This is a genomic window from Paenibacillus etheri (assembly GCF_001012825.1).
GTDB classification, from domain to species: domain Bacteria; phylum Bacillota; class Bacilli; order Paenibacillales; family Paenibacillaceae; genus Paenibacillus_AQ; species Paenibacillus_AQ etheri.
Map to the genome: position 1 here is coordinate 1 of NZ_LCZJ02000013.1, position 12,803 is coordinate 12,803.

The window sequence follows — 12,803 nt, forward strand, 5'->3', positions numbered from 1 at the left end:
CATACCGTTGCCGCTGTTCACCCATGTGAACACCTCCTTAGATATCTTCATTATCTTAATCTCTTAACGAGGTGTCCACTTTTAATTCTAGCTTCATTTTTCCCTATAATTTATTGTGATTGTATCGTAATTGAGCAGATGAATAGTTATTTAGAGAAATATCTTAAACAGGTTACTTGGCGTACCTAGTAAATTCAGCGTATAAAGGTAATTCCCATTACCGATGAGCCGAGTATAATCAAGTTACTTCATCCCTTTAAACATGGAGGTTACTAAATTGAATTAATCGTAGCCTCCAAGCGGCTAAAGTACCACTCAGCGCAAGTTGTGAGCAGGGTTAATAAGTTTACACTGCGCACGTTGTGAACACGAGTTGTAAACTCGGTGTACATAGTAAATTCCAGAACCGCACTGTCGTCCCACACCAACAATTCAACAAATCCTCAATTGTGCGTTTACTAATTACCGAAACGGCTATACTACCTAATAGTAGCCAAAGGTGGAAAGGTAGACTGAACGAAACAGGAGGATGACCTATGGAATTAAGTATAGTTGTGATGATCGTGCAGCTCTTTTTCGCGCTGGTTATCGGCGTATACTTTTGGAATCTGCTGCGGGGTCAAAAGACAAACAAGACGGCGGTAGAACGAGAGTCGCGCAAGGAATTGGATAAACTACGGAAAATGCGAATGATTTCACTGACCAAACCATTGTCGGAGAAAACTAGGCCGGCTTCAATTGGAGATATTGTCGGACAAAAAGACGGGCTCCGCGCCCTGAAGGCCGCACTGTGCAGTGCTAATCCGCAGCATGTGATTATTTATGGTCCGCCGGGAGTCGGCAAAACTGCAGCGGCGCGCGTTGTTATGGAAGAGGCGAAAAAAAATGTCCTTTCCCCTTTTAAAAGTGATGCCAAATTCACAGAGATTGACGCTACGACCGCTCGTTTTGATGAGCGTGGTATTGCCGACCCATTAATTGGATCGGTGCATGATCCTATCTATCAGGGCGCCGGAGCCATGGGTGTGGCAGGTGTGCCGCAGCCAAAGCCGGGAGCGGTGACGAAGGCGCATGGCGGGATTCTATTTTTGGATGAGATAGGTGAGCTTCACCCCATTCAGATGAATAAGCTGCTAAAGGTGCTGGAGGACCGTAAGGTTCTACTAGAGAGCGCGTATTATAATTCGGAGGACAATAATACTCCGGCTTATATTCATGATATTTTTCAAAATGGCTTACCCGCTGATTTCCGGTTAGTTGGAGCTACTACGCGTTCCCCGGATGAGATCTCTCCCGCGCTTCGTTCACGCTGCATGGAGATTTATTTCCGTCCGCTATTGCCGGATGAGATTGCGGTCATCGGACGTGACGCGATACAGAAGATCGGACTGAAGCCAAGCCCGGAAGCTGTCACTGTTGTGCAGCAATATGCAACAAATGGCCGGGAGGCAGTCAATATGATTCAGCTCGCTGCTGGATTAGCACTAACGGAGCAAAGAGATACGCTAAGTGCTGCTGATGTAGAATGGGTAGCAGGCAGCAGCCAGCTTCCACTTCGCACCGAGCGCAAGATTCCTTCGGCGCCGCAGATTGGTTTGGTTAACGGACTTGCAGTGTATGGACCGGGAATGGGCACCTTGCTCGAGATCGAAGTATCTGCAGCGCCTGCGCAGAACGGTCAAGGCAGACTGAACGTAACCGGAGTGGTAGATGAGGAAGAGATTGGTGGAGGTTCTCGCACGATTCGGAGAAAGAGCATGGCCAAAGGCTCGGTTGAGAACGTATTGACCGTACTGCGCACCATGAATCTGGAGCCAGACCGTTATGATCTGCATGTGAACTTTCCAGGTGGAACACCCATTGACGGACCATCAGCAGGGGTTGCGATGGCAGTTGCTATCGTCTCCGCCATTCGTGGTCTTCCCGTGGATAATACCGTAGCGATCACTGGTGAGATAGGCATACATGGGCGAGTGAAGCCTGTTGGTGGTGTAATTGCGAAGGTGGAGGCTGCTTTTCAAGCGGGAGCTACTACGGTGCTTATTCCAAAAGAAAACTGGCAGACCCTATTCGCTGACCTCGCCCCGCTACGCGTCATTCCTATGGAGACGGTGGAAGAAGTGTTCCGTCATCTATTTGGTGCCGATACAGCAGATGTAAGGCTTCCTGCAGTGGCTGGCGAGCTTTTCTCCGCAGCACCTTCACTCCTAAAGGCCGATGCCGCTGGCGAATCTGCAAAGGGTTGAGCTAGAAATGACCTTAAATTTGAGCTAGGTTATTTTATGGTTTTTATGAGTAAATCGAGACTTACCGCATGTAAAATAAAGGGGGCTGCAGGCGTGTCTGCTGCTTCCTTTTTTAAAATATAGCTTCACACTTTCCATAATCCTTACATTTCTTTGAGAAACGTTGTCGTTTTTTTAGGATAATAAGGTTGTTTATTCTTAAATTGAAAGTACTTTGTTGGTGTTTTGGGGCTGCTTTTGTTAGAATGAATTCATATGAGATTAATTGAGAGCCATGGGAGGTGCGAAAGCGATGATGACAAATAAAACAAAAGGTCGTCGTTTTCCTTTATTACCGCTAAGAGGTCTTCTTGTGTACCCAAGCATGGTTCTTCACTTGGATGTGGGCCGTGAGAAGTCAGTTCGGGCACTAGAAAAAGCTATGGTTGAAGATAATTTAATTCTTCTGTGTTCACAGTCGGAAGTGAATATTGAAGAGCCTGGTCAGGACGATATTTTTCGGGTCGGTACTGTCGCGAATGTGCGGCAAATGCTGAAGCTGCCAAACGGTACGATTCGTGTACTGGTTGAGGGTGTAGAACGAGCCGAGATTATTAATTATATCGATAATGATGAGTATTATGAGGTTATGGCGCGCGAGCTACCAGAAGAGGAAGACGGCGATCAAGAGTGTGATGCGCTGATGCGTACAGTACTTAATCAGTTCGAACACTATATAACGTTATCCAAAAAAGTGACACCAGAGACACTGGCTGCTGTATCCGATATTGAGGAGCCGGGTCGTCTTGCAGATGTCATTACGAGTCATTTATCGCTGAAGATTAAGGATAAGCAAGAAATTCTAGAGACGATTGATGTTAGTAAACGGCTAGAGAAGCTTCTTGATATTCTTAATAATGAGCGTGAAGTGCTGGAGCTTGAACGCAAGATCAATCAACGTGTGAAGAAACAGATGGAGAAGACGCAGAAGGAATATTATTTGCGCGAGCAAATGAAAGCGATCCAGAAAGAACTCGGCGAGAAGGAAGGTCGGGTGGGAGAAGCGGAAGAGCTGCGGACTCTAATGGAAGAAAAGAATTTACCGGAACGTGTAAAAGAGAAGATGGAGAAGGAAATCGATCGTCTGGAAAAAATGCCAGTGAGCTCAGCGGAAGGTGGCGTAATTCGCAATTATGTGGATTGGCTGCTGGGTCTTCCTTGGAATGAACAGACAGAAGATGACCTCGATATTAAGAAGGCAGAACAGGTACTAGATGAGGACCACTATGGTTTGGAAAAACCAAAGGAACGGGTATTGGAATATTTAGCCGTTCAGCAGTTGGTGAAGAAGCTAAAAGGTCCGATTTTATGTCTTGTAGGGCCTCCAGGAGTGGGCAAAACCTCACTGGCTCGTTCCATCGCCCGTTCACTCAATCGTAAGTTCGTTCGCATTTCGCTTGGGGGTGTGCGTGATGAAGCGGAGATCCGTGGTCATCGCCGGACTTATGTGGGTGCGATGCCAGGCCGAATCATTCAAGGAATGAAGACGGCAGGCACGATTAATCCAGTTATCCTGCTAGATGAAATTGATAAAATGGCTGCAGATTTCCGTGGCGATCCATCCTCCGCATTGCTTGAGGTACTGGACCCAGAACAGAACAATACGTTCAGTGACCATTTCGTAGAGTTACCGTTTGATTTATCAAACGTTATGTTTGTTACAACAGCGAACGTAGTGCATAACATTCCGCGTCCGCTACTCGATCGGATGGAAATGCTGTTCATTCCGGGTTATACGGAACTGGAGAAATTGCAGATCGGTAGCCGTTATCTTTTGCCGAAGCAGAAGAAGAACCACGGTCTTGCAGAAGATCAACTGATCATTGAAGACGACAGTTTATTACGTATCGTGCGTGAATATACGCGTGAATCCGGTGTGCGTAATTTGGAACAGCAGATTGCAGCGTTATGCCGCAAAGCCGCGAAACAGATTGTGTCCAAGGAAAAAGAAAGTGTAGTCATTCTGCCTGATGACATCAAGGAATACCTAGGTGCATCGAAATACCGTTATGGTATGGCGGAGCTTGAAGACCAGATTGGTACAGTAACAGGGTTGGCCTGGACTGAGGTTGGTGGCGATACACTGCTGATCGAAGTGACTGTTGTGCAGGGAACGGGCAAGCTAACACTTACTGGACAACTGGGCGATGTAATGAAGGAGTCGGCGCAGGCTGCTTTCAGTTATACACGTTCGAAGGCGGAGGAGCTGGGGCTCCAGCCTGATTTTTATGAGAAGATTGATATTCATATCCACATTCCTGAAGGTGCGATTCCGAAGGATGGCCCATCTGCAGGGATTACGATTGCTACCGCTTTGATCTCAGCACTTACGAAGCGTTATGTTTCGAAGGATGTGGCTATGACTGGTGAGATCACCCTACGTGGACGTGTATTGCCGATCGGTGGACTGAAAGAGAAATCTTTAGCCGCACACCGTGCTGGATATAAAAAGATCCTTCTTCCCAAAGATAATGAACGTGATCTGAAAGAAATTCCAGAGAGCGTACGTAATGATGTGGAGTTCATACCAGTATCTAACATGGATCAGGTCTTGCATCATGCGTTAGTAGAGCATCATAATGAAATTAGCAGTGAGCCACCGAGTAGTGTGCATTAGAAAGGAAGTCCTATGAAAGTTAATATTGCCGAATTTATAATCAGTGCCGTTGGCCCTGATCAATACCCTGATGATGCTTTGCCAGAGGTTGCTCTGGCAGGGCGCTCCAATGTAGGGAAGTCATCCCTCATTAACCGAATGATTAATCGTAAGAATCTGGCTCGGACAAGCTCCACCCCAGGTAAGACCCAGCATATGAACTATTACCGCATCAATGAAGACAGCATGTATTTTGTTGACTTTCCGGGTTATGGATATGCTAAAGTATCGAAGACCCAACGTGCAACATGGGGCAAGATGGTGGAAAAATATCTCTCTGAGCGCGATACATTGAAGCTTGTTCTGCTCATCGTGGATCTACGTCATCCGCCGACCAGCAATGATAAGATGATGTTCGACTGGTTGAAGCATTATGATCTACCTATGTGTGTGGTTGCGACAAAGGCGGATAAGATTCCGAAGACTCGCTGGCAAAAGCATATCAAGATCATGAAGCAGGAGCTTGGCGTGCTGTCAGGGGATAATTTCATCCCATTCTCTTCGGAGATTGGCCTTGGTAAAGAAGAGCTTTGGGGATTAATCGATGGGTATGTTCTCTCCTCGGAGAATGAAACTCCAGATACTGAGGATGCTGAAATAGATGCAAATGAATCTCAGCAAGTGGGACCTACTGAAGCATAAGACAAGAACTCATTTTCAATCAAGCAACCATTTCTTTTGGGAATGGTTGTATTTTTTTTGTCGTTAAATCTACATTTTTCATGGGAAGGGACCGATAGATAACATATGAAAGATATCCATTGCCACATCTTACCCTTTATAGATGACGGAGCCGCTGACTGGGAATCCGCTCTCGCCATGGCGCATGACGCCTATAGGGACGGGATAACTGCCGTCATTGCCACACCACATCATGCCAACGGTCAATATATGAATAACGCCCCCAGTATAAGAGAAGCAGTGGATCTGATGAATGAAAAACTTCGTCAGCATGGAAATCCACTGCTTGTTCTTCCAGGTCAGGAAATTAGAGTCTACGGAGATTTACTAGATGATCTGGAACGGGGGCAACTGCTAAGTCTTGCAGACTCGCGGTATATTTTGCTGGAAATGCCTTCTTCACGAGTCCCGCGCAATATGGAAGAAATCTGCCACGAGTTGATCATTCAAGGTTTCGTTCCGGTCATCGCCCATCCGGAGCGTAATGCTGAGGTAGCTGCCGATCCTTCTAAGTTAGAAAGATTGATAGAGCTGGGATCACTGGGTCAGGTAACCGCACAAAGTCTTGCAGGCGTCTTCGGGAATAAACTTCAGAAGCTATCCCTGGAGTTATGTCGTAGAAATGCAGTACATGTGTTGGCCTCTGATGCACATGACAGTGTTCATCGTCCTTTCGGATTAAATGCTGCTTATGTGGTTTTAGAGAAAGAATTAGGTCCTGAGATGCGCGACTATATGCGCGAGAATGCTCAGCAAATTGTGGCAAATGGTGAGGTTAATCGTGGTAATCACGTACAAATTAGGAGGAATCGACACAAATTGTTTGGCATTTTTTCCCGAAAGGGCTGACTATTCTACCTAATAGTGGTAGAATGGGTTTTATTGGGTGAATCGATGCTATACGTAATAGTGTAAGCATGGGCGAATAGTCTAGGACTATAGTAACACGAGAAATCAAATACATATAAAGAGGTGCATATTTAGTGACTTTGAAAAAGAAACTAGTAGTATCAACATTGGCAGTTAGCATGGCAGCGGTTGCAGTAGCAGGACTTCCGCTTAGCAGCAAAGGATTGGCAGCTCAGTTTGGAATCGTTGGAACAGCATCCGCTGCGACTAGCGTGGATTTTGCAAGCTTGAAGGAGCGTGCAACGAAGCTTTACAGCTCGCTTACTGATGCTGATAAGCAGACGCTTCGTGATTTCCGTACTGAGCTTCAAAGTCTTTCACGTGAACAACTGGAAAAAGATTTCGCACCTGTTTTGGCTCAACTTGAGCTTAGCGATGCAGAAAAAACTACATTGTTTGATCTCTACTTAGAAGTAGTATCGTCTATCTATACTCCGGATTTATCCGCAGTGACAGATATTCTGAAGTCCCCAAATTATGAGGCTTATCAAGCACTACTTAAGGAGATCGGTAAACAAGCTGGTATAACTGATCTTTCCGTTGAAGAAGTTTACAGCTTCATCTTTGGTTCAAACGGTGTTGAACAGAAACTAATCAACCTGCTAAAAGGAAAATCAGAATCGGATCTAATTGATCTTATTGCTCATCCGAACAGTGAACTCGCGAATAAAGTGAAGGCTATTGTTCTCGACAGCACCATTGGTACTGCGAACTATTCCTTGAGAGCGTCTCTAGCAGAACTTAAGATTACTAAAGATATGATTGCAGCGACCAAGAATAATGTTGAATCTAGACTTACTAATGAAAAAGCAGCCGCTCTAGTGCTGGCGAAAGCTTACTATAATGCCTATCTTAAATCATCTACAACTACACCGACTAATCCTAGCACTTCTGGAAACTCCAACTCCGGTTCAGATTTTACAACAAAACCACTAACTGTGGATCAGAAATTGGCAGCTGCAGCTACTTATGATGTATCTAAACTGGTACAAGTAGTAGATGGTAAAGCAACTGTGAAATTGGTAGACACTGATACAATCAATGCATTGGCAAATCTTGCTGCTGCAGCTAAAGCTGCCGGTAAAGAAGGTACTGCCCTTACGCTGACATTGAATCTTGGTACGATCACTGCGCCAACTGTTGAAGTTCCGTTGTCCAAAGCTATTGTTGAAGCAGCTAAGACTAAAGGTATCGCCAATATCGCAGTAACCTTTAATGGAGTAACCGTAACGATCCCTGTAAGCCAATTTAGCACAGCTATCGCATTGACAGTAACTACTGCTAAACCAGAAGTTGTAACTTCCGTTACCAAATTGAAATTGGCTTCGGATGTGTACGAATTCGCACTTAGTGTGAACGGTGTAGCAACTAGCACATTTAAACAACCAATTACAATCAAATTACCACTCAAGAATACAGATGGTCTTGATAAAGAATTGCTGTCCGTAGCGAAGCTTGTATACGGCAACCTGCAATTCCAAGGTGGTGTGCTTGATGGAGAGTTCATCGTAGAACCACGTGATACTTTCTCATCCTATGCAGTGCTTGAGAATAAAGTAAACTTTACGGATATTGCTAGTGTACAAGCATGGGCTGGCAAACAAATTCAAGTCGTAGCTGCAAAAGGCGCGATTGAAGGCGTAGGCGAAGGTAAATTCGCACCGAAGAGCAATGTAACTCGTGCAGAGTTCGCTAAAATGCTGATTCGTGCGCTTAACCTAGAGAACAATTCAGCTGTACAAAGCTTTAGCGATGTAAGTTCAACTGCTTGGTATGCACCGTATGTAGCAGTTGCAGCAGAAAAAGGAATCATTACTGGACGCAGTGCGGCTAAGTTCGATCCTAATGCAACCATCACACGTGCAGAGATGGCAACGATGATCTCTCGCGCAGTGAAATCTATGAATCCAGCTGCAACAACGAATGTAACGGCAATTAGCCAATTCTCCGATGCTGCTAAGATCAGCGCATCTTTGAGAGATGGCGTAGCATTCGCAGCAGATCATAACTTGGTTATCGGAAATGCTGGTAAGTTCAACCCGAACGATACGGCAACTCGTGCTGAAGCAGCAGTAATTATCTACCGTACCATTAACTTCAAGTAAGTAAATAAAAAAGTATAGTATACAGCCTCCTCTCATGTAGGTGAGAGGAGGCAATTTTTTGCCAATAGGGAAGTGCTGTAATATAGTAACGAAATATTTCAGAAATAGCTTGGAGGTAATTACACTTGTCATCACAAGAATTGGATCTTCGCGATTATTTTCAGATCGTCAGGAAGAGACTATGGCTGATTGTTAGCATAGTTGTTTTGGTGTGCGGTGTTGCTGGTGTGTACAGTCTGTATATTAAGAATCCGGTGTATGAAGCATCCACTAAGATTATCGTTAACCAGACACCGACTCAGTCAGCAGCAGCACAGCTTGATTTGAACCAGATTAATACTAATATTCAATTGATTAATACGTATAAGGAAATTATTAAGACTCCGGCCATCCTTGATATTGTTACGAGGGATTATCCGCAGTTCAATATTACTGCAGAAGAGTTGTTGAAGAAGGTTAATGTGAGCTCCGTCAATAATACGCAGGTGATGACACTTGTCGTTCGAGATAATTCGTATCAGCGAGCCGCTGAAATCGTGAATGCCATTTCACTTGTATTCAAGGATGAGATTCCTAACCTATTTAACGTGGAGAACGTATCGATTCTGAATGAGGCCAAAGTGAATCCACTTAACGAGCCAGGACCCGTAGAACCGAATGTCTTAATGAATATGGCTATAGCTTTCATCGTGTCCTTGATGATTGGTTTAGGGATTGCTTTCTTGCTGGAATACATGGACGACACGCTGAAGACTGAAGCCGATATTGAGAAATATCTGGGTCTACCAACGATAGCTATGATTACAAGATTGGGTTCCGAAGAAAGCAAACAAGGCGCAACACAGGCACAGACGCAAACATCCAGAAAGGCGGGCGAACTCGAACATGTCACAGCTGCCAAATAAACAACGTCATCTGATTACCGTTACGAACCCTCGCTCCCCTGTATCTGAAGCATTTCGCGCGCTACGTACGAATATTGATTTTTCCTCTGTGGATGAGACTATTCAAGTAATCATGGTAACTTCGTCTGGACCGGAGGAAGGTAAATCAACAGTTTCTGCTAATCTAGCTGCGGCTTATGCACAGGCAGATAAGAAGGTATTGTTAATTGACGCGGATTTGCGGAAACCGACAGCACATAAGACTTTTTCGCTTAGTAACCGTTTTGGGCTATCTTCACTACTGTCGCAGCAGGCGGTTCTTGAGGATACAGTCCAAGATTCTGGTGTTTCCAACCTATCCATCATGACTTCAGGACCGATTCCTCCAAATCCAGCAGAAATGATGGCTTCTAATCGGATGAGTACTCTTTTGCAGGACTTGCGCCAGCGTTATGATGTCATTCTTATTGATACTCCACCGTTATTGGCGGTTACAGATGCGCAGATCATGGCTTCCAAGAGTGATGGAGTCATTATGGTTGTCAGCTATGGCAAGGTAAAGCGGGATATTGCTGTAAAAGCTAAAGCTAACCTCGATCGTGTAGGTGCAAAAATGCTTGGCGTGGTTCTTAATAATGTAAAACGTAAAGCCAGCGAAGGTTACTATTACTACTACTATGGAAATTGATTTGTTCTTTAACAATAATGTTGTTTTTGGAGGCACTGAAAATGACAGCGAAATCTAGAGTAGTTCTTTTATTCTTTATTGACCTTGCAATCATCTGGTTCAGCATTATAACATCCTATTTGTTTCGGTATCCTAATCAACCTATCCAGGATTACGTTGTACAGATGCTACAATTTGGTGTGATTGCAACGGTTGCATTCGGTGGAAGTCTAATCTATTTCGGTTTATATCGAAGAATGTGGCAATATGCCAGCATTGGTGAGATCATATCCGTTTCAAAGGCGATTGTAGTAGGGTCATTGCTCTCATTTACAGCAGCATATTTTATATTGCCAGAACGAGTGCCCTTAGCAATTGAAGTTCGGACTATGGAGACTGTTCTTGTGTTAGTAGGTGGGGTTCGATTCTTGTGGAGAGTGCTCCATAATGATCGAATCAATTATAAAGAAACTCAGACCCATACACTTATTGTAGGTGCAGGCGATTGTGGAATACTAATTGCCAGGGAAATGATGGGACCTTCTTTTGCTCATACCAAGCTAGTAGGTTTCATTGATGATAGTATCAATAAATATCATATGTCTATACTGGGTGTGCCAGTGTTAGGTAATCGTTACGCGATTCCTGCTGTTGTGAAAGATCGGGAAATTCATGAAATTATTATCGCTATGCCTTCCGTTTCACGTACTGAAATCTCTGAAATTATTAATCTTGCGAAGAAGACAGGGGCCAAACTTAAGATTATACCGGCGCTTAACGATCTGATCGCGGGAAAAATATCAGTGAAGAAATTGCGAGATGTTAGCGTTGAGGATTTACTAGGTCGTGAGCCGATAATAGCAGATTTGAACAGTATTCTAGGTTATGTACACCACAAGACTGTGTTAGTTACGGGGGCTGGCGGATCGATTGGTTCAGAGCTATGTCGGCAGATTTCCCCATTTGGTCCCGACAAGCTAATGCTGCTTGGACACGGAGAGAACAGCATTTATACGATTGAAATGGAGCTTCGTAAGAAGTTTCCGGATCTGAATATTGTTACCGTAATCGCGGATGTACAGGACCGCAGTCGGATGATGGACATATTCAGTAGCCATAAGCCACATGTTGTCTTTCATGCGGCAGCACATAAACACGTCCCATTGATGGAGCGGAACCCTTCCGAAGCCATTAAGAATAATGTCTTTGGAACAAGGAATGTTGCGGATTGTGCTGATAAATATGGTGCGGAGAGATTTGTAATGATCTCTTCGGATAAAGCAGTTAACCCAACGAGTGTAATGGGCGCAACTAAGCGTATTGCTGAAATGTATGTGCAAAGTCTGCATACCACAAGTAGAACAAAGTTCTCAGCCGTGCGTTTTGGGAACGTGCTTGGCAGTCGTGGAAGTGTAATCCCGGCTTTTAAAGAGCAGATTGCTGCTGGTGGACCAGTCACGGTTACTCATCCAGAAATGGTCCGTTATTTTATGACGATTCCAGAAGCTGTTCAGCTTGTAATTCAGTCGGGTTCTTTTGCCAAAGGTGGCGAAGTGTTCATTCTGGATATGGGAGAACCCGTAAAGATTCTAACGTTAGCGGAAGATTTGATTACTCTCTCTGGTTATGAACCTTATAGGGATATTGATATTCAGTTCTCCGGTATTCGTGAGGGCGAGAAGTTATATGAAGAGTTGTTGACGGATGAAGAAAATTTAGGCTCTACAGATCACGGAAGAATCTTTATCGGTAGACCTAATGTGATAAGTCTGAATCAGCTAGAACTGGAATTCAAACGATTGGATCGTGTCCTTGCTGAAGAACCAGAAGTTATACGTGAAGTGATTAATCAGATTGTACCGATGCAGCCCGTTGCCCAAGTTGCTATCAGCTAATTCATTCATAAAGGGGGATACATAAGTGTTCAACAAACGATGGAAAAAGATCCTTTTATGGACGCTGTCAGTTATTGTAGTGCTGGGTGTTGGGGGTTTGTTCGCTGCGAATTATGCTGTGGACAAGCTGATGAATTCAATGGCAGATGGCTTTGATCTGGAGTCTGAGGATCAAGTTAGTGGTGGTCAAGATCAAGGAACTGTACCAACTGAGCCAGTTGATGATAGTAATGTTGAGCCTGTAGCGTCTACGGCACCTACTACTCCACCTGCAAATGACGAGGGAAGTAGTAATCAAAGTAGCAAGGATAATGGTAAAACTAGTGGAGAAACAACACCTACTACTAGTGAACCTACGAAAGCTCCATCAACAGATCAAAAAGATACATCTTCAGATGGCTATACGGCACAGGTTTCAACAGATAAAGCTAAAGAAATTCAAGATAATGTAACGATGAAAGATAAAGCAGACGTAGCTGCTATTGTGCTCGGTCAACTAAGTGTATCCGATATTAATCGGTTAAAAGATTTGGCAAAAGGTGGCTTAACCATTGAAGAGAAGCGGGAAGCACGCAGTATCATCCTCGGTAAAGTTTCTGAAGAACAATACAATGAGCTTTCACAGGTTGCCAAGAAGTATGGCGTAAGTCAAGGGAAGACACGAGATCAAATCCTTAAAGAAGAAGAGCAATTAAAAGCGAAAGAAAAGGGAAGTGAATAA

At 44.3% G+C, this 12,803-nt stretch carries 9 protein-coding genes; all 9 read left to right on the top strand.

All coding sequences use genetic code 11. From position 1 onward, the window contains the following. Window positions 1–536: 536 nt before the first annotated feature. Window positions 537–2,246 (top strand): ATP-dependent protease LonB, encoded by a 1,710-nt coding sequence (lonB, locus tag UQ64_RS01735; protein WP_060621828.1) that lies wholly within the window; start codon window positions 537–539, stop codon window positions 2,244–2,246. A gap of 292 nt (window positions 2,247–2,538) precedes the next feature. Continuing rightward, window positions 2,539–4,902, top strand: coding sequence for an endopeptidase La (gene lon, locus UQ64_RS01740; protein WP_060621829.1), 2,364 nt, complete (start codon window positions 2,539–2,541; stop codon window positions 4,900–4,902). Between the two features lie 12 nt (window positions 4,903–4,914). Next, entirely contained in the window at window positions 4,915–5,583 is a 669-nt protein-coding gene (gene yihA, locus UQ64_RS01745; protein ID WP_060621830.1) for a ribosome biogenesis GTP-binding protein YihA/YsxC, read from the top strand. Window positions 5,584–5,688: 105 nt separating this feature from the next. Continuing rightward, a complete protein-coding gene (locus UQ64_RS01750; protein ID WP_060621831.1) occupies window positions 5,689–6,471 on the top strand; it encodes a tyrosine-protein phosphatase in 783 nt (260 codons plus the stop codon). Between the two features lie 140 nt (window positions 6,472–6,611). Next, window positions 6,612–8,636, top strand: a complete 2,025-nt coding sequence (locus UQ64_RS01755) for an S-layer homology domain-containing protein (RefSeq protein WP_209445696.1) — start codon at window positions 6,612–6,614, stop codon at window positions 8,634–8,636. Window positions 8,637–8,761: 125 nt separating this feature from the next. Then, window positions 8,762–9,541 (top strand): YveK family protein, encoded by a 780-nt coding sequence (locus UQ64_RS01760; protein ID WP_042130634.1) that lies wholly within the window; start codon window positions 8,762–8,764, stop codon window positions 9,539–9,541. Beyond that, the gene (locus UQ64_RS01765; protein WP_060621833.1) at window positions 9,522–10,208 is read left to right on the top strand and encodes a CpsD/CapB family tyrosine-protein kinase; all 687 of its coding nucleotides are present in this window, start codon (window positions 9,522–9,524) and stop codon (window positions 10,206–10,208) included. Before UQ64_RS01760 ends, UQ64_RS01765 begins: the two co-directional genes overlap by 20 nt. Before the next feature lie 41 nt (window positions 10,209–10,249). After that, window positions 10,250–12,082, top strand: coding sequence for a polysaccharide biosynthesis protein (locus UQ64_RS01770; protein ID WP_060621834.1), 1,833 nt, complete (start codon window positions 10,250–10,252; stop codon window positions 12,080–12,082). Window positions 12,083–12,107: 25 nt separating this feature from the next. After that, a complete protein-coding gene (locus UQ64_RS01775; protein ID WP_060621835.1) occupies window positions 12,108–12,803 on the top strand; it encodes a hypothetical protein in 696 nt (231 codons plus the stop codon).

Coding starts and splice junctions, on each gene's coding strand:
- lonB (WP_060621828.1), top strand. CDS start 537: ATGGAATTAAGTATAGTTGTGATGATCGTGCAGCTCTTTTTCGCGCTG.
- lon (WP_060621829.1), top strand. CDS start 2,539: ATGATGACAAATAAAACAAAAGGTCGTCGTTTTCCTTTATTACCGCTA.
- yihA (WP_060621830.1), top strand. CDS start 4,915: ATGAAAGTTAATATTGCCGAATTTATAATCAGTGCCGTTGGCCCTGAT.
- UQ64_RS01750 (WP_060621831.1), top strand. CDS start 5,689: ATGAAAGATATCCATTGCCACATCTTACCCTTTATAGATGACGGAGCC.
- UQ64_RS01765 (WP_060621833.1), top strand. CDS start 9,522: ATGTCACAGCTGCCAAATAAACAACGTCATCTGATTACCGTTACGAAC.
- UQ64_RS01770 (WP_060621834.1), top strand. CDS start 10,250: ATGACAGCGAAATCTAGAGTAGTTCTTTTATTCTTTATTGACCTTGCA.